Origin of the sequence: Pseudomonas sp. TNT2022 ID1044, assembly GCF_028656895.1 — a bacterium.
GTDB classification, from domain to species: Bacteria; Pseudomonadota; Gammaproteobacteria; order Pseudomonadales; family Pseudomonadaceae; genus Aquipseudomonas; species Aquipseudomonas reinekei.
The window spans coordinates 336,406-360,686 of the sequence record NZ_JAMDHB010000010.1; the positions used below are offsets into that span (position 1 = coordinate 336,406).

At 58.8% G+C, this 24,281-nt stretch carries 23 protein-coding genes; 11 read left to right on the top strand and 12 right to left on the bottom strand.

What is annotated here, in order from left to right; translation table 11 throughout:
- Window positions 1–5: 5 nt before the first annotated feature.
- The 5 genes from M5G20_RS16450 to M5G20_RS16470 form a co-directional block, all read right to left on the bottom strand.
- Window positions 6–1,028: an SIS domain-containing protein gene (locus tag M5G20_RS16450; RefSeq protein ID WP_273919937.1), complete on the bottom strand. Its 1,023-nt coding sequence runs from the start codon at window positions 1,026–1,028 to the stop codon at window positions 6–8.
- Window positions 1,009–2,115 carry an N-acetylglucosamine-6-phosphate deacetylase gene (gene nagA, locus M5G20_RS16455; protein WP_273919938.1) on the bottom strand — a complete coding sequence of 369 codons (1,107 nt, stop codon included), beginning with the start codon at window positions 2,113–2,115 and terminating at the stop codon, window positions 1,009–1,011. The genes M5G20_RS16450 and nagA overlap by 20 nt, the downstream gene beginning before the upstream one ends.
- A gap of 34 nt (window positions 2,116–2,149) precedes the next feature.
- Window positions 2,150–2,881, bottom strand: coding sequence for a GntR family transcriptional regulator (locus M5G20_RS16460; RefSeq protein WP_056855192.1), 732 nt, complete (start codon window positions 2,879–2,881; stop codon window positions 2,150–2,152).
- Window positions 2,882–3,217: 336 nt separating this feature from the next.
- The gene (locus M5G20_RS16465; RefSeq protein WP_273919939.1) at window positions 3,218–3,721 is read right to left on the bottom strand and encodes a L,D-transpeptidase family protein; all 504 of its coding nucleotides are present in this window, start codon (window positions 3,719–3,721) and stop codon (window positions 3,218–3,220) included.
- Between the two features lie 108 nt (window positions 3,722–3,829).
- Window positions 3,830–4,381, bottom strand: coding sequence for an NUDIX hydrolase (locus M5G20_RS16470; protein ID WP_273919940.1), 552 nt, complete (start codon window positions 4,379–4,381; stop codon window positions 3,830–3,832).
- A gap of 147 nt (window positions 4,382–4,528) precedes the next feature.
- Between M5G20_RS16470 and M5G20_RS16475 the strand changes: the two genes are divergently transcribed.
- From M5G20_RS16475 to guaA, 8 genes are all read left to right on the top strand, one after another.
- Window positions 4,529–5,128 carry a CoA pyrophosphatase gene (locus tag M5G20_RS16475; protein WP_273919941.1) on the top strand — a complete coding sequence of 200 codons (600 nt, stop codon included), beginning with the start codon at window positions 4,529–4,531 and terminating at the stop codon, window positions 5,126–5,128.
- Window positions 5,129–5,182: 54 nt separating this feature from the next.
- On the top strand, window positions 5,183–5,707 hold the full coding sequence (locus tag M5G20_RS16480; protein WP_212625688.1) for a gamma carbonic anhydrase family protein: 525 nt from the start codon (window positions 5,183–5,185) through the stop codon (window positions 5,705–5,707).
- The gene (locus M5G20_RS16485) at window positions 5,704–5,919 is read left to right on the top strand and encodes a DUF1289 domain-containing protein (RefSeq protein WP_273919942.1); all 216 of its coding nucleotides are present in this window, start codon (window positions 5,704–5,706) and stop codon (window positions 5,917–5,919) included. Before M5G20_RS16480 ends, M5G20_RS16485 begins: the two co-directional genes overlap by 4 nt.
- 207 nt (window positions 5,920–6,126) lie before the next feature.
- Window positions 6,127–6,594 carry a VUT family protein gene (locus M5G20_RS16490; RefSeq protein ID WP_273919943.1) on the top strand — a complete coding sequence of 156 codons (468 nt, stop codon included), beginning with the start codon at window positions 6,127–6,129 and terminating at the stop codon, window positions 6,592–6,594.
- 100 nt (window positions 6,595–6,694) lie between these two features.
- Entirely contained in the window at window positions 6,695–7,876 is a 1,182-nt protein-coding gene (gene purT / locus M5G20_RS16495) for a formate-dependent phosphoribosylglycinamide formyltransferase (protein ID WP_273919944.1), read from the top strand.
- Window positions 7,877–8,083: 207 nt separating this feature from the next.
- Window positions 8,084–8,632 carry a sugar ABC transporter ATPase gene (locus tag M5G20_RS16500; protein ID WP_075946645.1) on the top strand — a complete coding sequence of 183 codons (549 nt, stop codon included), beginning with the start codon at window positions 8,084–8,086 and terminating at the stop codon, window positions 8,630–8,632.
- A gap of 117 nt (window positions 8,633–8,749) precedes the next feature.
- Window positions 8,750–10,219 carry an IMP dehydrogenase gene (guaB, locus tag M5G20_RS16505; protein ID WP_150732007.1) on the top strand — a complete coding sequence of 490 codons (1,470 nt, stop codon included), beginning with the start codon at window positions 8,750–8,752 and terminating at the stop codon, window positions 10,217–10,219.
- Window positions 10,220–10,317: 98 nt separating this feature from the next.
- On the top strand, window positions 10,318–11,895 hold the full coding sequence (gene guaA, locus M5G20_RS16510) for a glutamine-hydrolyzing GMP synthase (RefSeq protein ID WP_273919945.1): 1,578 nt from the start codon (window positions 10,318–10,320) through the stop codon (window positions 11,893–11,895).
- A 240-nt stretch (window positions 11,896–12,135) separates the two neighbouring features.
- On the opposite strand, the gene M5G20_RS16515 is transcribed toward guaA, so the two are convergent.
- From M5G20_RS16515 to M5G20_RS16525, 3 genes are read right to left on the bottom strand one after another with little or no spacing between them, the layout of a single operon-like run.
- On the bottom strand, window positions 12,136–13,140 hold the full coding sequence (locus tag M5G20_RS16515; protein WP_273919946.1) for a DUF3883 domain-containing protein: 1,005 nt from the start codon (window positions 13,138–13,140) through the stop codon (window positions 12,136–12,138).
- 38 nt (window positions 13,141–13,178) lie between these two features.
- Complete coding sequence (locus M5G20_RS16520) at window positions 13,179–15,140, bottom strand: DUF262 domain-containing protein (RefSeq protein ID WP_273919947.1); 1,962 nt, start codon at window positions 15,138–15,140, stop codon at window positions 13,179–13,181.
- Complete coding sequence (locus M5G20_RS16525) at window positions 15,137–16,486, bottom strand: DUF262 domain-containing protein (protein WP_337994297.1); 1,350 nt, start codon at window positions 16,484–16,486, stop codon at window positions 15,137–15,139. Before M5G20_RS16525 ends, M5G20_RS16520 begins: the two co-directional genes overlap by 4 nt.
- Window positions 16,487–16,569: 83 nt before the next feature.
- Here M5G20_RS16525 and M5G20_RS16530 point away from each other — a divergent pair, with 83 nt between their 5' ends.
- Window positions 16,570–16,794, top strand: a complete 225-nt coding sequence (locus tag M5G20_RS16530; RefSeq protein WP_273919949.1) for a hypothetical protein — start codon at window positions 16,570–16,572, stop codon at window positions 16,792–16,794.
- 216 nt (window positions 16,795–17,010) lie between these two features.
- Here M5G20_RS16530 and M5G20_RS16535 read toward each other — a convergent pair whose 3' ends face one another.
- A complete protein-coding gene (locus tag M5G20_RS16535; RefSeq protein WP_273919950.1) occupies window positions 17,011–18,105 on the bottom strand; it encodes a hypothetical protein in 1,095 nt (364 codons plus the stop codon).
- A 3-nt stretch (window positions 18,106–18,108) separates the two neighbouring features.
- On the bottom strand, window positions 18,109–19,770 hold the full coding sequence (locus M5G20_RS16540; protein WP_273919951.1) for a hypothetical protein: 1,662 nt from the start codon (window positions 19,768–19,770) through the stop codon (window positions 18,109–18,111).
- Between the two features lie 680 nt (window positions 19,771–20,450).
- Here M5G20_RS16540 and M5G20_RS16545 point away from each other — a divergent pair.
- Window positions 20,451–21,827 (top strand): multicopper oxidase family protein, encoded by a 1,377-nt coding sequence (locus M5G20_RS16545; protein WP_273919952.1) that lies wholly within the window; start codon window positions 20,451–20,453, stop codon window positions 21,825–21,827.
- The gene (gene tadA, locus M5G20_RS16550) at window positions 21,827–22,324 is read left to right on the top strand and encodes a tRNA adenosine(34) deaminase TadA (protein WP_273919953.1); all 498 of its coding nucleotides are present in this window, start codon (window positions 21,827–21,829) and stop codon (window positions 22,322–22,324) included. Before M5G20_RS16545 ends, tadA begins: the two co-directional genes overlap by 1 nt.
- 126 nt (window positions 22,325–22,450) lie before the next feature.
- On the opposite strand, the gene cmoB is transcribed toward tadA, so the two are convergent.
- Both cmoB and cmoA read right to left on the bottom strand, forming a co-directional pair.
- The gene (gene cmoB, locus M5G20_RS16555; RefSeq protein ID WP_273919954.1) at window positions 22,451–23,407 is read right to left on the bottom strand and encodes a tRNA 5-methoxyuridine(34)/uridine 5-oxyacetic acid(34) synthase CmoB; all 957 of its coding nucleotides are present in this window, start codon (window positions 23,405–23,407) and stop codon (window positions 22,451–22,453) included.
- Window positions 23,404–24,183 (bottom strand): carboxy-S-adenosyl-L-methionine synthase CmoA, encoded by a 780-nt coding sequence (cmoA, locus tag M5G20_RS16560; protein WP_273919955.1) that lies wholly within the window; start codon window positions 24,181–24,183, stop codon window positions 23,404–23,406. Before cmoA ends, cmoB begins: the two co-directional genes overlap by 4 nt.
- Between the last annotated feature and the right edge of the window lie 98 nt (window positions 24,184–24,281).

A 24,281-nucleotide genomic window follows, 5' to 3' on the forward strand; every position in this document is an offset into this window, starting at 1 on the left:
TGCTTTTAGTGCGTGCGCGTGACTTTGCTCAGGTGCCGTGGCTGGTCCGGGTCCATGCCGCGAGCGACGGCCAGAGAGGCGGCCATCACGTAGAAACTCTGGATCGCGAGGATCGGATCGAGGGCCGGGTGCTCGGCGCGGATCAATGTCAGGTCGCGTTCAAGCACGTCATCCGGCGCGGCGAGCAACACCCGGGCGCCGCGTTGGCGCATGTCCGCCGCCAGGCTCAGCAAACCGGCCTGCTCGGCGCCCCGTGGGGCGAAAACCAGCAGCGGGTAGTTGTCGCCGATCAACGCCATCGGGCCGTGACGCACTTCGGCGCTGCTGAAGGCTTCGGCCTGAATCGCCGAGGTTTCCTTGAACTTGAGTGCCGCTTCCTGAGCGATGGCGAAACCGGCACCACGACCGATCACCATCAGGCGCTGGCAATCGCGCAGGGCTTCGATGGCCGGGCTCCAATCCTGTCGTGCGGCATCGCGCAGGCCTTCGGGCAAGGCGCGGCCGGCTTCAAGCAGTTCGGCGTCTTCTTTCCAGTGGCCGATCAACCGGGCGCTGGCGCTGAGGGTGGCGATGAAGCTCTTGGTCGCGGCCACGCTGCTTTCCGTACCGGCCAACAACGGCAGGCTGAATTCACAGGCGGCTTCCAGCGGCGAGTCTGCGGCGTTGACCAGCGACACGCTCAACGCGCCGCGCTTGCGCAACAGGCGCAGGCTGTTGACCAGATCGGGACTTTGCCCCGATTGCGAAAACGCGAATGCGACCTGGCCGCTGACCTTCAATGGCGCCTGCTGCATGGTCACCACCGACATCGGCAGCGAGGCCACCGGAAAACCCAGCAACTGCATGGTCAGGTAGGCGAAGTAGCTGGCCGCGTGATCGGAACTGCCGCGCGCCACGGTCATGACCACTTGCGGCGGCTGGCGGCGCAGGCGTCCGGCGATCTCGATCATCTGCGGGTCGAGTTGCTGCAGTTGGGCTTGCACGGCCTCGAACGAGGACAGCGCCTCTTCAAGCATTTTTGAAGTCAATGTCTTCTCCTTCGACCATGACGGCGGTCAGTTTCAGTGAGCGATCCAGCCGCACGCAGTCGGCCCAGGCACCCGGTTGCAGGCGCCCGCGTTCGGTGATGCCGAGGTAGTCGGCGGGGAATTGCGACAGGCGCTGCGAAGCTTCGGCGATCGGTAAACCGATCTTCACCAGGTTGCGCAGGGCCTGATCCATGGTCAGGGTGCTGCCGGCCAGGGTGCCGTCGGGCAGGCGCACGCCGCCCAGGCATTTGGTCACGGTGTGGCTGCCGAGCTTGTATTCACCGTCGGGCATGCCGGCGGCGGCGGTCGAGTCGGTGACGCAATACAGGCACGGGATCGAACGCAGGGCGACGCGGATGGCGCCTGGGTGCACGTGCAGCAAGTCGGGAATCAACTCGGCGTATTTGGCATGGGCCAGTGCCGCGCCGACGATTCCAGGCTCGCGGTGGTGCAACGGGCTCATGGCGTTATAGAGATGGGTGAAACTGGTGGCGCCGGCTTCCAGCGCGGCGACGCCTTCCTCGTAGCTGCCCAGCGTGTGGCCGATCTGCATGCGGATGCCACGGGCGCTGAGGGCGCGGATCAGCGCATCGTGACCGGCGATTTCCGGGGCGATGGTGATCACCCGGATCGGTGCCAGCGCCAGGTATTCTTCGACTTCGGCCATCAGCGCGGTGTGGGCGAAATTCGGTTGTGCACCCAGTTTGCCGGGGTTGATGTACGGGCCTTCGAGGTGTACGCCGAGGACCCGGGCGCTGCCTTTTGGCCGCTGCTCGCTGAACTCGCCGACGGCTTTGAGCACGCGCAGGATTTCCTCGCTCGGCGCGGTCATGGTGGTGGCCAGCAGCGACGTGGTGCCGAAGCGCACATGGGTTTTAGTGATGGTTTCGAAGGCCGGTGCGCCTTCCATGATGTCTTTGCCACCGCCGCCGTGTACGTGCAGGTCGATGAAACCCGGCAGCAGATAAGGCAGGTTGTTGTCCGCCGGATCGCAGGGGACGCCCTCGATGGAAACGATCTTGCCGTGTTCGTGAACCAGTCGGCCGCGAACCCAGCCGTGGGCGCTGAGGATATTGTCTTCGGACATGTCGGAATCTCGGTGTTTGGCGGCCGGCTATGGGTTAGCGACGCAGCTCGGCGACAAAGTCGTAGTAGTCGTTACGGCAATAGGTGTCGGTGACTTCGATGGGCGTGTTGTCTTCGAGGTAGCCGACCCGGGTCATCAGCAGCATGGCGGTGCCAGGCGCGATGCCCACCAGTGCGGCGAACTCGTCCGAGGCATTGATCGCCTGAATGTGCTGCAACGCGCGGACAATCGGTTTGCCGATGCCGTCGAGGTATTCGTAGAGGGAAGCGCCCACCGCCTGCGGCTTGGGAATGATCGAGGCGGGCAGGGTGCTCATCTCGATGGCCATGACCGTGTCGTCGGCTTTGCGCAGGCGCTTGAGGCGCGCGACCTTGTCGTTGGGCGACAGGCCGAGGCGGATCAATTCTTCGTGGGTCGGCAGGGTGATTTCCCGCTCCAGCCATTGCGAGCCGGGGACGAAGCCCTTGAGCCGGAGCATTTCGCTGAAACCCGACAGGCGCGACAGCGGTTGTTCCAGGCGTGGCGTGATGAAGGTGCCGGAACCCTGGTTGCGGCGGATCAGGCCTTGTTCGAGCAGCACTTCCAGTGCCTTGCGTGCGGTGACTCGGGAGATGCCGAGCATTTCGCTGAGATTGCGTTCCGACGGCATCGCCTGTTCGGCTTTCCACTGGCCGGCATGGATCGCCGTTTCCAGATTGCGCGCCAATTGCAGGTACAGCGGCGTCGGTTGGGTGTCGTCGGGGCGCAAGGCCTGGAGGTCGTTCATTGTTTGGCTGTCCGAAACGTATGTGGGAATTGTCGCTCGGGTGTGTCGGAAAACTAATACCACTTGAATACCATGTCAACGCCGGTACTTTGCTGCTGGCGCAGGAAATCCAGCCCTTTCCGGTGCGGTTACCGGGGCTTGGTTTTAAGTGGTATCAGAGGGGAGGATTTTGAAAGCAAAGATCGCGGCCTGCGGCAGCGTCTCCAGGTCAGAGTGGTATCACCTCTGCAGGAACTGCCGCAGGCTGCGATCTTTTGAATTTATTTTTCGAGGGCGACCAAAGGTCGTGTCAGCAATGAACATTGTGGCGAGGGAGCAAGCTCCCTCGCCACAGGGTTACGGACGAATCTCGATCATCGTGCCGTCTGGCACCAGGTTCCAGACTTCTCGCATGTCCATGTTGCGCATGGCGATGCAGCCGTCGGTCCAGTCCAGGGTATGGAACAGTTGCTCAGGATTGTCTTCGGTATCCGGTGTGCCATGGATCATGATCATGCCACCGGGATCGACGCCTTCACGCCGGGAGCGGGCGGCGTCGCTGATGTTCGGATAGGAAATGTGCATCGCCAGGTTGAATTTTTCACTGGTCTTGCGCCAGTCGAGCCAATAAAAACCTTCCGGCGTGCGTTTGTCGCCTTCCATCAGTTTCGGACCCTTGGGGCGTTTGCCCAGGGAGATGCGATAAGTCTTGAACGGCTTGCCGTCATTGATCAATTGCAATTGGTGGGCAGATTTGAGAACCAGAACTTTTTCGATGACTTTGCCGTTCAAGGTTTCCACGGCAGAAGCCTGGGACACCGAGATGAATGACAAGCAGAACAGGGCAAGCAACCAGCGCATTGAAACGATTCCCCAGAGAGGTGTCGCGACTATTTATTTATAGATGTTTTTGAAGGAGCTGCCGCTGGCTGCGATTTTTCAGCGGCTACGAATGATACCAATATGGCATCAAATAATGGCAGGCTGCGCAAGCGGCGGGATCGATTCGGACCGCACGGGGTAGGTCTCGGCCCGTCGGTCAGCGAAGAAACATTCTAAGGTACGGCCCACCGTGCGGAAAGCCAGCTCGTCCCAAGGGATGTCCGCTTCGTCGAATAATTGCACTTCCAGGCTCTCTGGACCTGCGGCAAAGTCGAGATCCGCCAGTTCGGCGCGGAAAAACACATGCACCTGGCTGATGTGTGGCACGTCGATCAGGGTGTAGATGCTCAGGTTGCGCACCCGGGCGCAGGCTTCCTCGGCGGTTTCGCGAACTGCCGCCTGCTCGATGGTTTCACCGTTTTCCATGAAGCCGGCAGGCAGCGTCCAGTAACCGCGGCGCGGCTCTATCGCGCGGCGGCAGAGCAGGACCTGGGTGCCCCAGGTCGCGACGCAGCCAGCGACAATATTGGGGTTCTGGTAGTGAATGGCCTGACAACTGTCGCAGACAAACCGCAGGCGCGAATCGCCTTCGGGAATGCGTTGGGTCACCGGGTTGCCGCACTGACTGCAAAATTTCATGCTTGGGTTCCTGAATGCTGCGCCTATCTTGGCGTGCGGCGGTGTCTGTCGGCAAGTTGTCGTTTCGCGACACGCCGCTGTCTGGGGGCTTGGGCGACCGATACGATTGGTGCATGATGCAGCGTAAGGCACAGATCGAGAACACTCATGCTGGACGAGCTACTGCATCGGGTAAGTCATCACACACCGCGCACGCTGGAGACTGACCGACGTTTCCCCGAGGCCGCCGTACTGCTGCCTATCACCCGCAGCGAAGAACCGGAACTTGTCCTGACCCTGCGCGCCAGCGGGCTCTCGACCCATGGCGGCGAAGTCGCCTTCCCCGGCGGCCGTCGCGACCCTGAAGACCCGGACCTGATTTTCACCGCCCTGCGCGAAGCCGAAGAAGAGATCGGCCTGCCACCGGGTCTGGTCGAGGTGATCGGTCCGTTGAGCCCGTTGATCTCCCTGCACGGTATCAAGGTCACGCCTTATGTGGGGGTGATTCCGGATTTCGTCGAATACCGGGCCAACGATGCCGAAATCGCCGCGGTGTTCAGCGTACCGCTGGAATTCTTCCGCGAAGACCCGCGCGAACACACCCATCGCATCGATTACCAGGGCCGCAGCTGGTACGTGCCGAGTTACCGCTACGGTGAGTACAAGATCTGGGGTCTGACGGCGATCATGGTCGTCGAGTTGATCAATCTGCTTTATGACGCGAAAATCAGCCTGCATCAGCCCCCCAAAAGCTTCATCAATACCTGAAGCCATCGTTCGAATGGTCGCAAATGCGGCTGCCTGAGCCCTGAGGAAACCACAATGAAATACCGCCTGGGCGACGCCCGTGTCGAAACCCACCCACAGAGCTGGGTGGCACCCAATGCCGTGCTGGTGGGCAAGGTCAAGCTGGAAGAGGGCGCCAACGTCTGGTTCAACGCCGTGCTGCGCGGCGACAACGAGTTGATCCTGATCGGCAAGAACAGCAACGTCCAGGACGGCACCGTGATGCACACCGACATGGGCTACCCGCTGACCATCGGCACCGGCGTGACCATCGGCCATAACGCCATGCTCCACGGCTGCACCGTGGGCGACTACAGCCTGATCGGGATCAATGCGGTGATTCTCAACGGCGCAAAGATCGGCAAGAACTGCATCATCGGCGCCAATTCGCTGATCGGTGAAGGCAAGGAAATTCCCGATGGTTCGCTGGTGATGGGGTCGCCGGGCAAGGTCGTGCGCGAGCTGACCGAACAGCAGAAAAAAATGCTCGAAGCCAGTGCCGCTCATTACGTGCATAACGCCCAGCGTTATGCCCGTGATTTGGCCGAGCAAGAACAATGACCACGCCTGAACGCCCGGTGGCATCGCCCTGCGTGAACATTTGTGCGCTGGATGACGATGATATTTGCACCGGTTGCCAGCGTACGGTGGAAGAAATCACCCGTTGGGGCCGCATGGATAACGACGAGCGCCGCCAGGTGCTGGGGTTGTGTCATGAGCGGGCGAAGGCCAGTGGGTTGATCTGGATGTTGCCGACCAAATCCAGTAACTGAATAGTGTGGGCTTTTGTGGCGAGGGAGCTTGCTCCCGCTGGGTTGCGAAGCAGCCCCATTTGGTCAAGGTCATACATTTGACACACCGCGTCTTCCGGTTTTGGGACCGCTTCGCGCTCCAGCGGGAGCAAGCTCACTCGCCACAGGTTATTTGTATCCGAAGATGAAGTAATCTGTGCGCAAAATTGACAGGTGTTCCCACGCCCCATGCTCTTCCTGATCGCCTACATCAGCAGCGTCGTGCTGATCAACTTCGCGTTTTCCACCGCTCCGCACCTGGACATCATCTGGTCGGCCTGGGGTGGGCTGGTGTTCATCCTGCGCGATATGGTGCAAACCCGCTTCGGCCACGGCGCGATTGCGGCGATGCTGGCGGCGCTGGTGCTGTCTTACGTCACGTCCGATCCGTCCATTGCCCTGGCCAGCGCCACGGCGTTCGCGGTGTCGGAGTGCATTGACTGGCTGGTGTTCAGCATCACCAAGCGCCCGTTGCACGATCGCCTGTGGATAAGTTCGGCGCTGAGCATTCCACTCGATACCTTTATCTTTTTCGGCATGATCGATGCGCTGACGCCGGGTGTGATCCTCACCGCACTGGGCTCGAAGTTCGCCGGTGTGACCGCCGTGTGGCTGATCATGGCCTGGCGCCTGCGCAAACAGGCTGTCGTCAGCTGAAGCCAAACCCTGCGGTTCATGTAAAATGCCGCGCTTTCTCCCCATGGATCGCGCGTATTGCGCCGTATCCTCGATGATCCGCTCCTTTGAGGACCTTCAGATGACCCGTATCGGAACTCCGTTGTCGCCGACCGCGACCCGCGTATTAATGTGTGGCTGTGGCGAATTGGGCAAGGAAGTGGTGATCGAGCTGCAACGCCTGGGCGTTGAAGTGATTGCCGTGGACCGGTACGCCAACGCGCCGGCCATGCAGGTGGCGCACCGCAGCCACGTGATCAACATGCTCGATGGTGCCGCCCTGCGTGCCGTGATCGAAGCCGAGAAGCCGCATTTCATCGTGCCGGAAATCGAAGCCATCGCCACCGCGACCCTGGTCGAGCTGGAGTCAGAAGGTTTCACCGTAATCCCGACCGCGCGCGCCGCACAGCTGACCATGAACCGCGAAGGCATCCGTCGCCTGGCCGCCGAAGAGCTGGACCTGCCGACCTCGCCGTACCACTTCGCCGACACGTTCGAGGATTACAGCAAGGCTGTCGAAGACCTCGGTTTCCCGTGTGTGGTCAAGCCGGTGATGAGCTCGTCGGGCAAGGGCCAGAGCCTGCTGCGCAGCGCTGATGACGTCAAAACAGCCTGGGACTACGCGCAAGAAGGCGGCCGTGCCGGTAAAGGCCGCGTGATCATCGAAGGCTTCATCGATTTCGACTACGAAATCACCCTGTTGACCGTGCGTCACGTCGGCGGCACCACCTTCTGCGCGCCGGTCGGCCATCGTCAGGAAAAGGGCGACTACCAGGAATCCTGGCAGCCACAAGCCATGAGCCCGATTGCCCTGGCGGAATCCGAGCGTGTTGCCAAGGCGGTGACAGAAGCGTTGGGCGGCCGTGGTCTGTTTGGCGTCGAACTGTTTATCAAAGGTGATCAGGTGTGGTTCAGCGAAGTGTCGCCGCGCCCGCATGACACCGGTCTGGTGACCCTGATTTCTCAGGATCTGTCGCAGTTCGCCCTGCATGCCCGCGCGATTCTGGGCCTGCCGATCCCGTTGATCCGCCAGTTCGGGCCTTCGGCGTCGGCGGTGATTCTGGTGGAAGGGCAGTCGACCGAGACCGCTTTCGCCAATCTGGGCGCCGCGCTGAGCGAGCCGGATACCGCGCTGCGTCTGTTCGGCAAGCCTGAAGTCAACGGCCAGCGCCGCATGGGTGTGGCCCTGGCGCGCGACGAGTCGATCGACGCCGCACGCGCCAAGGCGACCCGCGCTTCGCAGGCGGTGGTTGTAGAGTTGTAAAAGCCGCTCTGGCGGGCCTATACCTTCTATGGGCTCGCCACAATTTCCTGTGGGAGCGAGCCTGCTCGCGAAGGCGGTGTTCGCATCAACATCGATGTTGAATGTGAAGGCGCTTTCGCGAGCAGGCTCGCTCCCACAAGGTTTGTGCTTAATTGACGAGTATTCGATTGCGCAAGTCTTTTCATTAAAGCGTCAGGCCTGTTACCCATGAATTCGCAAAGCATCATCGTCCCGAAAATCTCCACACTGCCGGTGCACGAGCCCCGGGCACGGGCGATTGTGCGTTGGCTGGTGCGCAAGAACATCGTCAAGGAAGAACTGACCACCTGCGGCCGCACCGGCAATCGCATGGCGCACGCCATTGGCGACGGCGCCCGAGCAGTGGTCTTGCACCCTGAAGCCTTGCCGTTTGGCGAGCCGGTCAACGGCCTGGAGATCGTCACCAAGCGTTGCATCTATACGCCGGCCAAGGGCTTCCTTGAAGAAGCGGGCTGCGCCGAGTGCCGCAAGGAAATTGGCGAAGCGCTGTTCGAAAGCCTCGAAGACTGGATGCCGGGGCGCACCGATAACTTCACCTGCCCGGAATGCGGGCACGAAGACGACATCAACGGCTTTCTGTTTTTGCAGGAATGCGGTTTTTCCAACCTTGGTTTCATCTTCAACAATTGGGCTGAAGCCGGGTTCAAACAGAGTTTTCTCGACGAATTCGCCGATTGGCTGGATCAGCCAGTGAGTTGGGTCAAAGTCGAGTTGTAGGTGGCAATTATTCCCGTACATCCGCAATGCCGATAATAGACAGAGTTTTACATTGAACCCGAAGGGGTGTCTGACTATAATGGCGCGCTTCCATTTTCCCGCTCGGGAGCCCCCGCGATGCTGCGTATCAGCCAAGAAGCTCTGACATTCGACGACATTCTCCTAGTGCCCGGTTATTCCGAGGTGCTTCCTAACGAAGTCAGTCTCAAGACCCGCCTTACCCGTGGCATCGAACTGAATATTCCACTGGTTTCTGCCGCCATGGACACCGTCACCGAAGCCCGTCTGGCAATTGCCATGGCTCAGGAAGGTGGTATCGGCATCATCCACAAGAACATGACCATCGAGCAGCAAGCTGCCGAAGTGCGCAAGGTCAAGCGTTACGAAGCCGGTGTGGTCAAGGACCCGATCACCATCGACGCCGACGCTACCGTGCGCGAGCTGTTCGAACTGACCCGCATGCACAACATCTCCGGCGTTCCGGTGCTGCACAATGGCGACCTGGTCGGCATTGTCACTTCCCGTGACGTGCGTTTCGAGAACCGTCTGGAAGCCACTGTCCGTGAAGTGATGACGCCTAAAGAGCGTCTGGTCACGGTCAAGGAAGGCGCCGACAAGAACGATGTGCGTGAACTGCTGCACAAGCACCGCATCGAGCGCGTGCTGATCGTCGATGACAAATTCGCCCTCAAAGGCATGATGACCGTCAACGACATCGAAAAAGCCAAGGCTTACCCGCTGGCCAGCAAGGACGATCAAGGTCGTCTGCGCGTTGGCGCTGCAGTCGGTACCGGTAAAGACACCGGTGATCGCGTGGCAGCCCTGGTCAACGCTGGTGTTGACGTGGTGGTGGTCGACACCGCTCACGGTCACTCCAAAGGCGTGATCGACCGCGTTCGCTGGGTCAAACAGAATTTCCCTGACGTGCAGGTCATCGGCGGCAACATCGCCACCGGCGCTGCCGCCAAGGCCCTGGCCGAAGCCGGCGCTGACGCCGTCAAGGTCGGTATCGGCCCTGGCTCGATTTGCACCACTCGTATCGTCGCCGGTGTCGGCGTCCCGCAAATCAGCGCCATCGCCAACGTCGCCGCTGCCCTTGAAGGCACTGGCGTACCGTTGATTGCCGATGGCGGCATCCGTTTCTCCGGTGACCTGTCCAAGGCCATCGTCGCCGGAGCTTCCTGCGTGATGATGGGCTCGATGTTCGCCGGTACCGAAGAAGCGCCGGGCGAGATCGAACTGTTCCAGGGCCGTTCGTACAAGGCTTATCGCGGCATGGGTTCGCTGGGCGCCATGTCCCAGGCCCAGGGTTCCTCCGACCGTTACTTCCAGGACTCCTCGGCAGGCGCCGAGAAGCTTGTACCTGAAGGGATCGAAGGGCGTGTGCCGTACAAGGGCACCCTGAGCGCGATCATCCACCAGTTGATGGGCGGCCTGCGTTCCTCGATGGGTTACACCGGCAGTGCCGACATCGAAGAAATGCGCACCAAGCCTGAGTTCGTGCGGATCACCGGCGCTGGCATGGCCGAGTCCCACGTTCACGACGTGCAGATCACCAAAGAAGCGCCAAACTACCGCGTAGGTTGAGCCTTCAAGCAAAAAGTTAACGACCGGGGCTGTTTTATTCAGCCCCGAGTTGTTTCTGAATCACGACTGTTTCTGAATGACTTAGACGAGACTGAATCATGGCCCTCGATATTCACGCTCACCGCATCCTGATCCTCGACTTCGGTTCCCAGTACACCCAACTGATCGCCCGCCGCGTGCGTGAAATCGGTGTGTACTGCGAACTGCATCCATTCGACATGGACGAAGATGCGATCCGCGAATTCGCTCCTAAAGGCGTCATCCTCGCTGGCGGCCCAGAGTCGGTCCACGAAGCCAACAGCCCTCGCTGCCCGCAAGCCGTGTTTGACCTGGGCGTGCCGGTCTTCGGTATCTGCTACGGCATGCAGACCATGGCCGAGCAATTGGGTGGCAAGGTTGAAGGTTCCGAGCTGCGTGAGTTCGGTTATGCCCGCGTAGACGTGGTCGGCAAGAGCCGCCTGCTGGACGGCATCGAAGACCACATCGACGCTGACGGCCTGTTCGGCCTCGACGTATGGATGAGCCACGGTGACAAGGTCACCAAGATGCCGGAAGACTTCCACATCCTGGCCAGCACCCCGAGCTGCCCGATTGCCGGCATGTTCAGCGACGAGCGTCGCTACTACGGCGTGCAGTTCCACCCGGAAGTGACCCACACCAAGCAGGGCGGTCGCATCCTGTCGCGTTTCATCCTCGACATCTGCGAGTGTGAAGCCCTGTGGACGCCGTCGAAGATCGCTGAAGACGCCATCGCCCAGGTTCGCGCCCAGGTTGGCACCGACAACGTCCTGCTCGGCCTGTCCGGCGGCGTGGACTCGTCCGTGGTTGCCGCGCTGTTGCACAAGGCCATTGGCGACCAGCTGACGTGCGTGTTCGTCGACAACGGCCTGCTGCGCTTGCACGAAGGCGAGCAAGTGATGGCCATGTTCGCCGAGAACATGGGCGTCAAGGTGATCCGCGCCAACGCCGAGGACCAATTCCTCGACAACCTGGCCGGCGAGTCCGACCCGGAGAAGAAGCGCAAGATCATCGGCCGTACCTTCATCGACGTGTTCGATGCCGAATCCTGCAAGCTGGATAACATCAAGTACCTGGCCCAGGGCACCATCTACCCGGACGTGATCGAGTCGGCTGGCGCGAAAAGCGGCAAGGCCCACGTGATCAAGTCGCACCACAACGTGGGCGGCCTGCCGGAAGAAATGAACCTCAAGCTGGTCGAGCCACTGCGTGAGTTGTTCAAGGACGAAGTCCGTCGTCTGGGCCTGGAACTGGGCCTGCCGTACGACATGGTCTACCGTCACCCGTTCCCGGGTCCGGGCCTGGGCGTGCGTATCCTCGGTGAAGTGAAGAAGGAATACGCCGACCTGCTGCGTCGCGCCGACCACATCTTCATCGAAGAACTGCGCAAAGCCGACTGGTACCACAAAGTCAGCCAGGCCTTCGTGGTGTTCCAGCCGGTGAAATCGGTGGGCGTTGTAGGCGATGGCCGTCGTTACGCCTGGGTCGTGGCCCTGCGTGCCGTGGAAACCATCGACTTCATGACCGCACGTTGGGCACACCTGCCTTACGAACTGCTGGAAACCGTCAGCGGCCGCATCATCAATGAAATCGAAGGCATCTCCCGCGTCACCTACGACGTGTCGAGCAAGCCACCGGCGACCATTGAGTGGGAGTAGGTTTTGCTCGTAACTATCTGATTTCATTGTGAAAAATAAGAATAGATAGTGATGCTTACTGCGTCATCAATGGCGTTTTTCACGGTGTACAGACGGCGTGCCATAAAGAGATGTGCATCGATACCATGTTGGGATGAGGAATACTGACATGGTATCGAGAATGCTCAGTCGAGAAAATTTTTAAACTATTGCGGACTCTTCATTAATATAGCGTGTGGGCTATATCGGCAGGCCGACTGATTAACTCTCCGGCTTCGGGATGAACTTACCGATGTATACGTAGGGTTCAAGATCGAACGCTCGCTTCAGTCCGAGAGCATCGTACTCAGTTATGCTCGGGGTTTCGGACAGTGCAGAGGTAACCATGGCAAGACGCCATGCTGGATTGGATTGTAGACCCTTCCCATACTCATTCCGAGTAATAAAGAATTGGGGAGTGGGACTGGATGTGCCTTTGACCTCGACGTGCCGCACCGATTTACCTTTGGTAAAAACAAAGTCATAACCACATGGTAAATGCGTAACGCGTTCGTAGGCATACCCTTTTGTTTTGTAATGCTCAATGACGGCGCATTCTGCCGCTAGCTCCACCTTTTTCCGATGCTCTGGTGTACCGAATCCTTTTAGAGGATCGGCCGCGTCGAGTTCGGGATCGGGTAACGAGCCCTCGTTAGGGTTCTGGATAGCAAATCGGGTCATCGCTTTCAGACGACAGTTGAGAAGTTCCAGCACGCGCCTTTTGTTCTCGTTGGTGTCTACGCCTGGCCCTTCAAGGAAGGAATATTTGCCCTGCCTCACGGATGGATCCGAGAAAGGCATAATTCGGTACTCTGGTGGAACGAAGTATGCGGTCTTGCTAGATATGCAGTACGACCAGTCATAGGCCGGGTGCGCAGTATCCCCTCGCTTTTTGATCAGACCATCTGGAGGATCAAGCCATTCACCATGCAGGGTGGCATTTTCGTACCATCCGACAACATGGACGCCAGTGTGCTTTGGATTTTTCGCGAGGCAGATCACTGTCCAACCATTTGGATCATCGTTTGAAGGCGCATACTCGCTTGCTTGGGGCGGAACATAACAATAGTAGGTTCCATCAGGCCCAGGGTTAAAGTTGAACGCCTCGTGCCCCCGTCCTTCGTTTTTTTTGCCCTTGTTTTCGTTGAGCCAGCCAAAATTACCGTCGACCGGTCCGCCGCGATAGTATTCTGACCAGCCAAACTTCACCCATAGAATTTTTTTCACAGACCATTCCCTTGTCAATTAGTAGAAAGTTTTCGGGTTTAAACAACATTTCGAATACGGCCCTTATGATAATGGGCTTCCAGCAGCTTTAGCATGTCCTCATGATGTTGTTCTATCATGTCGTCATCCCAAATGTCTGAGTTACCCATTAACTTGAAAATGTGTGCCAGCTTCAATGCGTCAATGTTTGGCTTCTTATTGAAGTCGACGCGTTTCTTCCCTGGATCTTGGTTACTGTAAGATGAATTTTCACCCGGGCTAAGCAGTGCAAGATTGCCGAAGCTGTTCAGCATTTTTTTCTCAAGCTGTTCTTGCGTGTACTCGTGATGCTGCGGGTGTACATGCTCCACCGAGCTCTTCGAGGTAATTCGGAAATCCGGCAAGCGCTTGTCATCCTGGAAGGACAACGACGTTCGGTTTTTCCACAAAACGTATTCCAGCTTCTGGAACCAGTAGTGCTCGAAGCCAGTACCGAGATGTTGCTCCAAGTGTTCCCTGATCCAGTTATGTGGATGGCAAGCTGGTGGCTCATTTTGTAGGAGTGCAAAACTGGCTTCCTTTTGCGAGCAATTGGCTAGCGACAGCTTATTGTCGATGTCTTCCAGCAGTGCGAGTGCCTCTTCATGGCTTGTTGTACCCAGACTCCTTGCGAGGAGAGGCGTGAGCCAGTATTGGGCACTACGCTCGCCGGTGAAGTTGCGTACTGCTTGCAACTGAACCAGATCCTGTATGCGTTCAGGAAAACTGCGGTTCAATCTCTTCTCAGCGTCATTCCAACTTACACTGCCAAGATACAGATGTGCGGTATTGTCATTATCGTCTTGTCGCCATTTTACGACCCAGCGATCGAACTGATAGCGAACGTGCCACAGTAATTCGATGAACGCGACGGCATCTGCTTCTTTCGCTTCTTGCACAAATGACTTGAAGCATTCGCCAAAGTTGTTCGCGTGCAGGCGACTGCTGATATCACCTTGTTTCCGCTCAGCCCTGAAAATCCGGTAGGTGTGCATCAGAAGCAGCGGGAAGCTGATGATGGAGCGGCAGTATTCAGTATTAGCGCTGTCCTTGGGCGCCTGTGTATTCTTATTGTCGGGGGCCCGTACCTGGTGCTCTTCTTTGGCATGTGCGGTCAGTTCGGCAAGAGTCTGGCCCATGATGGCAACGCAATTGCTTTCTTCTATCGGGAACTGTGCGGCGTCGAATTTTGCCAGGCTGTCAAAGCGCAGTTGCTGCCAGTTTGCGTTGGGGAAGAGCTGGCGCACGTTGCGTTCGAAGTAGTTGCCCAGGTTTTCGCAGGCTTGCCAGATGGCATCATAACGGCGTTTGTGCTGATGGATCTTGTACAGGAGTTGTGACTTCAGGATATCGGTTTGCTCCAACTGCACCCCGCTCGTGTTGATGCGAGTGAAAAGTTGGTTCGGGTTCATCCCTGCCGGCATGATGTTGTTGACCCAGACCACCTGCTCATACAAGTAGTCAGCCAATGCTCGCAGCATTTCTTCGTCCTTGGCCAGTTCCTTGAGCTTCTGGCGTGCGGCTTTCAGGCCCTGGTGCAAGTGGACTACGTATGGGTCACACGTTTCCTCTTCAGTCAGACGTACATCGGACAAGCCGGCTTCATGGGTCAGAAAGGCTTGTGCCTTTTCGCGGATCGCGAAGGTGAGCCGGGGCTTTTTTCCAAGCCGGGTCATGTCGACCAGCCTGTGATCCGGTAATCGTTCCCGGAACGCCAGTGCGAGCAATACCAGTGTCGTGATGCGTTGCTGGCCGTCGATCAATTCGTAACTGCCTGCAGTTTCATTGCCAAGTGTGCTGATCAGCGTGCCGATGAAGTAATTTTCCTGGCCGTCCTGTCGGGCATTGGCGACGTCCATCAACAGTTTGGTCACATCTTCTGTCGGCCATATGTAGGGGCGTTGGTAACTGGGAATCTTCAGCGCTACGTTGCGCTGGTGCAGTTGAGCGATGGTTTCCGTTCTGGTCTTGACGCGGCTCATGCATGCTCCTTGCAGCGTTGTTCGATGGCCCGGCTGAGCTCTTGGTCGAACAGCTTGACGATATCGGCTGGGGTAGCTTCAGCCTCGGTCAGTTGAAGACCGAGTACTTTGCACACTGCGTCCACGTGCTGGCGTTTCTTGCTGTTAGTACGATCGAGGTTGTCAATCTGGATGTCGTATAGGAAGGCACGCAAGCGTGTAACCAGTTGGTCGTGGGTATAACTGCAGGCAATCCAGTCCAGGATCGGTGTGTCATGAGCCAGCTTTTGTACCGAGATTTCCTTGACTGCTTTTGCATTGCTCAACCGCAGGGAATACACCGCGCGGAACAACCACAGGCCGGCCTCTTCCAGCTTGCTGTCCCCAAAGCGACTGACGTAGAGCACCAGAGCTGCATCAAAGAGCTTGCGCAGAAATGGGGAGGCATCAGAGCGCGCTACCAGCGCTACGTAGAGCGTTTTCCATGCATCCGTGCAGGTTTCATCGATCAGCTTGTTGGGGCAGTAGCGATGAAGCAAGTGGTTGAAATTTTCCAGATAGTGGATGCTGTTGCACCCGGCGTTCAGTGGTTGGCGCAGGTCGTAATTGCGGAGCCCGGAGAGTGGGCGCAAGCCATTCCCCATTTGGTCATTCACCGAGAGTTGATAGGCGAAGTCACGCGGATCTTCTGCAGTATCGGTAGCCAGTTCCTGGATTACTTGTTTGTTCCAGACTTTGGTCTTTCGAGTTTTGCTAGCCAGGTCTCGCCAGGCTAGGCTTTGCCAGTGCCGTCCACGCATCAGGCAGTCAACAACCGGCTCTAAGTTCCCCATTCTTTCCCAGCGACGTGCGTAATCATCCTGACAGGACATGTCGACTACTGCACGCAGGTGGTGCGCTTTGGCGATATCGATACCCGACAGACGCACGCCACCGCTGTTCTGTGTTTCGAAGAAACGGTATGCATCGTCCTCGTTGCGTGTGACCACCAGTGTGACGTTGATCCGCTCCAGATCTGGCCGTACAAGCGTTGTCCCCTTTAGGGCAGTCAGATTTTCACGGATGCGCTGGAGGCTTTCAGGTGCCCGGTAGCTCAGATTAGGCAAGGGAGTGATATTGGCAAGTGCGCAAAGGATACCCACACTGGTGATGCGTTGTTGGCCATCAATGATATTGAGCCAGCATGCATCGCTGTTCGCATCGCTGCTCTGATGCAGGATCAAGCTGCCAAGATAGTAATCGGGGGCGCTCATGTCTTTCTGATGGCGGGCGAGGTCACCGGCCAGTTGCAGCACTTGTTCGCTGCTCCATCGATAGGGACGCTGGTATTCCGGCAGATGCAGTCGACCTTTGATGATCTGATCCATATCCCGGATGTCTTTGCCTGAAAATAGTTCGGCCAGCGATACGCTGGCGACTGCCAGAGGGAGTGGGGAGGAGGTCATAGGTTATGAATTCACTGCTGTTGTTTGTGTGCTGGACACTTGCTCTGCCCGTTGTGTCCGAATCGATGCTAGTGGCAGGTCATCATAAGGTTATCGGCGTTTCCAGCTACCAAGGTAGTGGCTATGCTGCTTACTCGTCACGCTTCAGGCAGGCTGCCAAGTATCCTGAATTGCTCCATGAGCTGAGTGCTGGATATGGTATTTTTCATGGAATTGAAAACTTTGTATAACGTAATAAATTGTTGTTAAAGGATTTATAGTAATAAACCATAATAGTGGGAGTGACACCTCTTCGCTAAAAACAAAAGCCCGTGTGATAACGGGATTTTGTTTTTTCGCGGTACAGGAGCTAAACGTTAAGGGGCGGGCGTTGGTGCGAATGCCCCGATGTAAACATATGGCCAAAGGCTAAACGCCGGCATGAGTCGTGGATCTGAACAAGCTACTCAGGACGCTGGTATTTGAACTTCGTGGATTTCGACCGGGGCCAAAACAGGCTTCGACGTGCTCCAGAAGGTGAACCCGGCGAAGGCACCGGCGCACACCAACGCCAAGCCGCATACCCAGACCATGAGGTGACGCTGCTCGCGGCGCAGGCGTGTTTCGCTATTGCTCAGTTCGTTGCGCAGCGCCTGCAGCTCGGCCTGGCGCTCGGCCCGCTGCTGCTGCCGTTCGCTGCGTTCGTAAAGCAGCGCTTGATCCTGTTCGGCCAGCACTTCGCGCAGTTCCGAGAGCTGGCGCTCCAGGTCATGGTGCTTCTCGTCCCGCTGCTGCGCTTGGAGGGCCAGTTCGGCATCGAGCCGTTCGGTCTGGCCGGCGGCTTCGCGGCGCTGTTTGTCGAGTGCAGCGAGCAGACCTTGCTCGACAGCCTGGAGACGTTGTTCCAGGGTTGAATCAACCGCCTGCTGCAACTGCGTGAGGCGCTGCTCCAAAGTGCTCGCCTGCTCATCGATGACTTCCCGGAGCAACTGCTGCTGTTCGTCCAGAACCCCCTGCATCTGCTGCATGCGATTGTCGAAGTCCGCCAGCAGGCGATCCCGGGTTTCCATCACTTCTTTGGCGATGCTGATCAGCATCTCGCCGTGTTCGTCGGTCAGTCCCTGGACTTTCAACAGGTCGGTGACGTATTGGCGCAAGCCTGCGGCCTGGTGCTTGATCACGGCCTGGTGCTGTTCGAGGCGCGTGTTCTGTCGTGCCAGTTCCTCGGCCTTGGCATCCAGGGTCTTCTGCTGGTCGGCCAGTTGCCCCTGCTGCTCGGTCAGTTGCTGCGCCTGCAGCGAGCTGATCACCATCAACTGGGCGAGAGTCTTGGAGAATTCCGCCTGCACTTCCTGGGCGTCGAGCTGTGCGTTCTTCAGTTCGCCGCGATGGAACAGCCGGCCTAGGAAGCTACGCTGCTCGTGTTCGTCGCGCACCCTCTTGAAATCGTCTAGACGCTTGAAGGTACTGTGGAACTTCTCGTACACCTCGGCGATGTCGATACGGGCGAGCAGGTCGTCGCTGGGGACGGTGCTGGCGAGTTGGGCAATGACCTTGGACATCCCTTATGTTTCCTTCCTGAACTGCTGAAGCAACGAGCCGAGGCGTTCGTTGAACTGTTTCTTGCTATCGATGGCCTGGGATAGCGCGGCGATAGTCGCAGCCTGTTCTCCCACGGTGCCTTGCGCGTGCTGCTCCGAGGCTTGCGCGGCCTCGGTTGCATGATCGAAGCGCTCGGCGATGCGCTGATTGAGTTGGGCCATCATCCGGTAGCGTGCCGACAGGCGGAATTGCAGCTCTACCCGTTCGATCATGCGCTCGCCCAGTTCGGCTGTAGCTTGCAGGGTATCGATCTGCGCATTGATGAAGTCTGTGCCCTTATCCAGCATCCAATCGATCAGCGAGTCGATGGCGTACATCAGCAGGGCGTTGGCGAGGCCGGTCATCAGGCCGGTGAGCACCGGGGCGATCATGCCGGCCAGCGGTGCGAGCACCGGGATGCCGATGATGAAGGTGTTCACCGATTGCTCCAGGAGCATGCCGGCACCCAGGGTGAACAGGCCGGCCAGGCTCTTGCTCACCGCGCGCATGACCTCGGCGCCGGACATCTCCTTGGGTGGCCAGAGCAGCAGCCTAAGGGCCTTGAACAGCTCTTGCATGCCTTCGCGGATGATGGTCACTACCTTGGCCGAGGTGGTAATGAGGTTGTTGATTAGGAAGGTCAGCAGGTTGCTCACAAGGCCTTGCAGGCCGCCCTCGAAGAAGGCTTCGAAAGCTGCCTTGAACTTGCTCTGAACGCGCTTCAACACACGCTCAACCGCCGCCACCACGCGGTCGAGCAGGGGTTGCTGATCGTCACGCTGGCTGACCACCTTGTGCACTTCGACGAAGCTGCCGTTGACCACCTCGAATAACAGCACTCCCATTGCCCTGCGCAGGCCGGTCTTGCCGAACTCCTTCGCGCCTGTAATGCCCAGCTCCTTGCCGTGGTAGAGCAAGCGGTCTTTGGTATCTGGCTGATGCTGATCGATGGCGGCGCGAGCCTTGTCGATCAGCGGCTTGGTAATGGATTCGTCGTAACCGTTTTCGGCAGAGAGCGCGGTCTCTGCGGCGGTATCACTCTTTTCTCGGTTATTTTCAAAGGTGGTGAAATGCAGATTGTCTTTTTCCGAGGCCAGCGCCTTGCGTTGCTCCGGAGTAAGCATCCAGGCGCCTTCCTTGTGTGCCTGCTTCAGGGGGATGGTGTGATCCAGCTCGGCGTTCATTACCAGCTTGCCATTTGACTTGGCGGTGCGCTTGGTCGGTGCCTTTTCATTGGTGTAGGTGTCGATGAAGGTTTGCGAGTTCATCGTGCCGTCCTTCACCGCATCCTTCATCTTCTGCTTTTTCGCGGCGGAGTAATCGTAGTCGGCTTCCCGGTCATAGTGCTCGGATGCCTTGGCGTAGATGTCCTGGTTAGCATTGTGCTGGGTGGTGACGTTGCCACCATCGATGTCCGAGAACATTGCCGGGGTCAATCCGAAGGGGCCGACCACTTGTTGCAGGGCTTCTTCGCGGCAGCGGTCGAGCAGCTCCTGGAGGCGCTTGTCTTTCAGTGTCTCCCGTTCGGACCGAGCGCCAGCGGGCATCTGTAGCTGCCGCTGGTCGGCATCGACCACGGAGCTGAGCAGGGCATCGAGATTGGCCGTGAGCAGTGGATCGACTTGCAGGGTCGGTTGGGAGGTCATGCAACAGTCCTTGTCGAAAGAAGCCTTCGCAGCAGGGAAAAGGCGAAAAGACACTATTAGGCCACTATTGATTGTTCAGGCACAAGCCGCAGACCTCAAGGCTTCCAGATCACTGGATGTCAGAAATACCCCAAAGGTGTACCGCAGGCGGACACTGCTTGGGGACTATCAGCCCAGTACGGATATGGGTAGGCTCGGGTTATCGCCCATTCTTGATTGGGACGCCCTTCGATGCTCACGTCAGGACGCGAGAAGCACCAAGTGTGATTGAGGTTTCGCAAAGCGAAGGGGGCGCCTGTGAAGGTTAGGCGAGTCAGTAAGAGGACTTACTTCCGAGTGCTACGGCATAGTCCGCGACAGATAACGAATGATGCGCTGAGATGTGAAATGGTATTTTTTATGGTCTTGTACTAATTGCCTCGCCAGAAGCGCCGTTTTTCCTGACGTTTACCTGCTCGTTAATAATAGAGTGGGAGTGATCCCGCACCAGCCCTGAAGGGTTGATCGCAGGATGAAAAGCCGTGTGAACGAGAGTTCACGCGGCTTTTTGCATTGGAGCCGGCCGTACCTGCGGCCCGACGTCACGCCCGCTTTGCTGTTGCTTTCGCAGTTGCAGGTGTATCGTATTCGCCTTTTGCGGGCCCCTGGGCCTGACGCTGATTTGTGAGGTAGTTGAGTTCATGTCCTTTTCCCGTCGACAAATACTCGGTGGTCTGGCCGGTCTTGTGGTGGTTGGCGTGGGAGCCGGTGGCGCGTCGCGGTACTGGCTGGGCAAGATGGCCGATGCGGACGCCGGTCACGACTATGAACTGATTGCCGCCCCCCTGGACGTCGAGTTGGTGCCGGGACACAAGACCGAGGCCTGGGCGTTCGACCCGTCGGCGCCGGGCACCGAGTTGCGCGTGCGCCAGGGCGAATGGTTGCGGGTGCGCTTCATCAATCACCTGCCGGTCGCCACCACCATTCACTGGCACGGCATCCGCCTGCCGCTGGAGATGGACGGCGTGCCGTACGTCTCGCAATTGCCGGTGTTGCCGGGTGAATATTTCGATTACAAGTTCCGCGTGCCCGATGCCGGCAGCTACTGGTATCACCCGCACGTCAGCAGCAGCGAAGAACTCGGTCGTGGACTGGTCGGTCCGCTGATCGTCGAAGAGCGGGAGCCCACCGGTTTCAAATACGAAAAAACCTTGAGCCTGAAGAATTGGCACATCGATGAGCAGGGCGCTTTCGTCGACTTCAGTATTCCCCGGGAGGCGGCCCGTGGTGGTACGGCGGGGCGCCTGTCGACCATCAACGGCGTGCCGCTGGCGGTGATCGATTTGCCTGCCGGGCAGATCACTCGCGTGCGTTTGCTCAACCTCGACAACACCCTGACCTATCGCCTGAACATCCCCGGCGTCGAAGCACAGATTTATGCGCTGGATGGCAACCCCATCGAACCGCGCCCGCTCGGCAAGGAATACTGGCTCGGCCCCGGCATGCGTATCTGCCTGGCGATCAAGGCACCGCCGGCCGGTGAAGAGTTGTCCCTGCGCAACGGCCCGGTGCGCCTGGGGACGCTAAGGTCTGTCGCCAATACTGACGCGCCGACGCAATGGCCGCCGGCGCTGCCCGCCAACCCGGTGGCGGAGCCGGACCTGGCCAATGCCGAGAAACTCAACTTCAATTTCGAATGGGTCGGTTCGGTGTCGGTGAACGTCGACAACGGCAAACCGCCGAGCCTGTGGCAGATTAACGGCCAGGCCTGGGACATCACCGACAAGACCTGCGCCGACCGCCCGATCGCCAAGCTGGAAAAGGGCAAGAGCTACATTTTCGAACTGAAGAACATGACCCAGTATCAACACCCGATCCACCTGCACGGCATGAGTTTCAAGGTGATTGCCTCGAACCGGCACAAGGTGATTCCGTACTTCACCGACACCTACCTGCTGGGCAAGAACGAGCGCGCGCAAGTGGCGCTGGTGGCGGATAATCCCGGGGTGTGGATGTTCCATTGCCATGTGATCGACCACATGGAAACCGGCCTGATGGCCGCTATCGAGGTGGCCTGATGCGTCAGATTCGTCCCGCTGCCATCATCGATCGCAGCCGTGATCACGACTTCATGCGCGAAGCGTTGGCGCTGGCCGCCCAAGGTGCGGCCCTTGGTGAAGTGCCGGTGGGCGCGGTGCTGGTCCAGGATGGGGAAATCATCGGCCGCGGCTTCAACTGCCCGATCAGCGGCAACGACCCCAGCGCCCATGCCGAGATGGTCGCGATCCGCGCCGCCGCCCAGGCCGTCAGCAACTATCGCCTGCCGGGCAGCACCCTCTACGTGACGCTGGAGCCATGCAGCATGTGCGCCGGGCTGATCGTGCATTCGCGGATTGCGCGGGTGGTGTATGGCGCGCTGGAGCCCAAGGCCGGGATCGTGCAGAGCCAGGGACAGTTTTTCACCCAGGGCTTTTTGAATCACCGGGTGTTGTATGAAGGCGGGGTGTTGGCCGAGGAGTGCGGGGCGGTGTTGAGCGAGTTTTTCAAGGCCCGGCGCGCAAAGCCCTCAGACTGAACTCGACACTGTAGGAGCTGGCTTGCCAGCGATGGCGTCGGCATATCAAACATTGATGGCGACTGATGCAGCGCTATCGCTGGCAAGCCAGCTCCTACAGGTTCAATTGGTACTTGGGGGATTGGGTTACTTCTTCGCCACAATCACCGCACGCATCGGCGCCGGCAGCCCTTCAATCGTCTTGCTGTGATCTTGCGGATCGAGGAAATCACTGAGCGACTGATACTTCATCCACTCCGTCCCGCGCTGTTCCTCGATGGTGGTGGTGCTGACATCTACGCAACGAATGTCAGTGAACCCGGCCCGACGCAACCACAACTCCAGCGCCGGCACCGACGGCAGGAACCACACGTTGCGCATCTGGGCGTAACGGTCTTCCGGCACCAGCACCTGATGTTTGTCGCCTTCGACCACCAGGGTTTCCAGCACCAGTTCCCCGCCCTTGACCAGGCAATCCTTCAGCGCCAGCAAATGCTCGATCGGCGAGCGGCGGTGGTAGAACACGCCCATGGAAAACACCGTGTCGAAACCTTCAAGGTTCGGCGGCAGGTCTTCGAACGGGAAGGGCAGGTGCCAGGCATTCGGTTCAGACAGGTAACGCTGCACTGCCTGGAACTGGCAGAAGAACAGCCAGTTCGGATCGACACCGATCACGCTGTCCGCGCCGGCGCCGAGCATGCGCCACATGTAGTAGCCGTTGCCGCAGCCGACATCGAGGATGCGTTTGCCCACCAGATCCAGGTGCGGTGACACCCGCGACCATTTCCAGTCCGAGCGCCATTCGGTGTCGACGTGTACGCCGAACAAGTCGAACGGCCCCTTGCGCCACGGCGACAGGCCCATCAGCGCAGTGCGCATCTGCGCGCGGGTCGCGTCGTCGCAATCGGTATCGAGTTTCAAGCCGTCGAGCAAATCGACTTCACTTGGCTGGATCTTCGGCAGGGCGTCCAGCGCACTCTGCCAACGCTCCAGGTCGCCGTGACCCTTTTCCATTTTCTTGTCGAGTTGCGCTTGCAGGGTGTTCGCCCATTCGGCCAGTGGAGTACCGGCCAGACGGCGGGCGAGGGGGGACAGATCAATCATGGCAAGGCAATCAACGAGGCAAAGTTAAGACACTGGAACCACGGCACGACTTTCGAGAACCCGGCGGCCAACAGGCGTTCGCGGTGTTCTTCGAGGCTGTCGGGCTTCATGACGTTTTCGATGGCGCTGCGCTTCTGGGCGATTTCCAGTTCGCTGTAGCCGTTGGCGCGTTTGAACGCGATGTGCAGATCGGTGAGCAGCGCGTGTTCCTGCTCGTCTTCAAAGCGCAGTTTTTCCGAGAGGATCAACGCACCACCCGGCAACAGCGACTGACGGATGCGCGACAGCAGTGCCGTGCGCTGGTCCGGGGCGATGAATTGCAGGGTGAAGTTCAGCGCCACCACCGAGGCCGGCTGGAACTCGAGGGCGAGAATGTCGCCTTCGATCACGTCCACCGGCAGCAACTCCTGGAACATCGAGTCCTGACCGTTGAGGTACTCGCGGCAGCGTTCGACCATGGCCGCGGAGTTATCCACAGCGATGACGCGGCAACCGTCGGTGCGCACGTGTCGGCGCAGGGCCTGGGTCACGGCGCCCAGCGACGAGCCCAAGTCATACAGCACGCTGTGGGGCTGGGCGAACTGCGCGGCGAGCACGCCGAGGTTCTCCACGATGGTCGGATAACCCGGCACCGAGCGCTTGATCATGTCCGGGAACACGCGCACCACGTCCTCGTTAAAGGCGAAGTCGGGCACCTGGGCCAAGGGCTGGGCGAAAAGGCGATCGGGTTCTTTGCTCACGGCGGTTCCAGCGGCGTAGGTGGAAAAGGCCGGCATTTTAGCCAAGTTGGCGCGGGGATGCGCGGGTTGTCTGATAAAGAGGCATGCCTCGGAATCTTCGCCATCAGTGATATTGCTTTCGCGAGCAGGCTCGC

Bases quoted from the DNA above. Each gene is read 5' to 3' on its own strand.
- M5G20_RS16460 (WP_056855192.1), bottom strand. From the start codon at position 2,881: ATGAACGACCTCCAGGCCTTGCGCCCCGACGACACCCAACCGACGCCG.
- M5G20_RS16475 (WP_273919941.1), top strand. From the start codon at position 4,529: ATGCTGGACGAGCTACTGCATCGGGTAAGTCATCACACACCGCGCACG.
- M5G20_RS16530 (WP_273919949.1), top strand. From the start codon at position 16,570: ATGAATTCACTGCTGTTGTTTGTGTGCTGGACACTTGCTCTGCCCGTT.
- M5G20_RS16500 (WP_075946645.1), top strand. From the start codon at position 8,084: ATGAATTCGCAAAGCATCATCGTCCCGAAAATCTCCACACTGCCGGTG.
- cmoB (WP_273919954.1), bottom strand. From the start codon at position 23,407: ATGATTGATCTGTCCCCCCTCGCCCGCCGTCTGGCCGGTACTCCACTG.
- M5G20_RS16545 (WP_273919952.1), top strand. From the start codon at position 20,451: ATGTCCTTTTCCCGTCGACAAATACTCGGTGGTCTGGCCGGTCTTGTG.
- M5G20_RS16525 (WP_337994297.1), bottom strand. From the start codon at position 16,486: ATGGATCAGATCATCAAAGGTCGACTGCATCTGCCGGAATACCAGCGT.
- M5G20_RS16470 (WP_273919940.1), bottom strand. From the start codon at position 4,381: ATGAAATTTTGCAGTCAGTGCGGCAACCCGGTGACCCAACGCATTCCC.
- M5G20_RS16535 (WP_273919950.1), bottom strand. From the start codon at position 18,105: ATGTCCAAGGTCATTGCCCAACTCGCCAGCACCGTCCCCAGCGACGAC.
- guaA (WP_273919945.1), top strand. From the start codon at position 10,318: ATGGCCCTCGATATTCACGCTCACCGCATCCTGATCCTCGACTTCGGT.
- M5G20_RS16465 (WP_273919939.1), bottom strand. From the start codon at position 3,721: ATGCGCTGGTTGCTTGCCCTGTTCTGCTTGTCATTCATCTCGGTGTCC.
- M5G20_RS16480 (WP_212625688.1), top strand. From the start codon at position 5,183: ATGAAATACCGCCTGGGCGACGCCCGTGTCGAAACCCACCCACAGAGC.
- M5G20_RS16540 (WP_273919951.1), bottom strand. From the start codon at position 19,770: ATGACCTCCCAACCGACCCTGCAAGTCGATCCACTGCTCACGGCCAAT.
- tadA (WP_273919953.1), top strand. From the start codon at position 21,827: ATGCGTCAGATTCGTCCCGCTGCCATCATCGATCGCAGCCGTGATCAC.
- M5G20_RS16520 (WP_273919947.1), bottom strand. From the start codon at position 15,140: ATGAGCCGCGTCAAGACCAGAACGGAAACCATCGCTCAACTGCACCAG.
- purT (WP_273919944.1), top strand. From the start codon at position 6,695: ATGACCCGTATCGGAACTCCGTTGTCGCCGACCGCGACCCGCGTATTA.
- cmoA (WP_273919955.1), bottom strand. From the start codon at position 24,183: ATGCCGGCCTTTTCCACCTACGCCGCTGGAACCGCCGTGAGCAAAGAA.
- nagA (WP_273919938.1), bottom strand. From the start codon at position 2,115: ATGTCCGAAGACAATATCCTCAGCGCCCACGGCTGGGTTCGCGGCCGA.
- M5G20_RS16490 (WP_273919943.1), top strand. From the start codon at position 6,127: ATGCTCTTCCTGATCGCCTACATCAGCAGCGTCGTGCTGATCAACTTC.
- M5G20_RS16485 (WP_273919942.1), top strand. From the start codon at position 5,704: ATGACCACGCCTGAACGCCCGGTGGCATCGCCCTGCGTGAACATTTGT.
- guaB (WP_150732007.1), top strand. From the start codon at position 8,750: ATGCTGCGTATCAGCCAAGAAGCTCTGACATTCGACGACATTCTCCTA.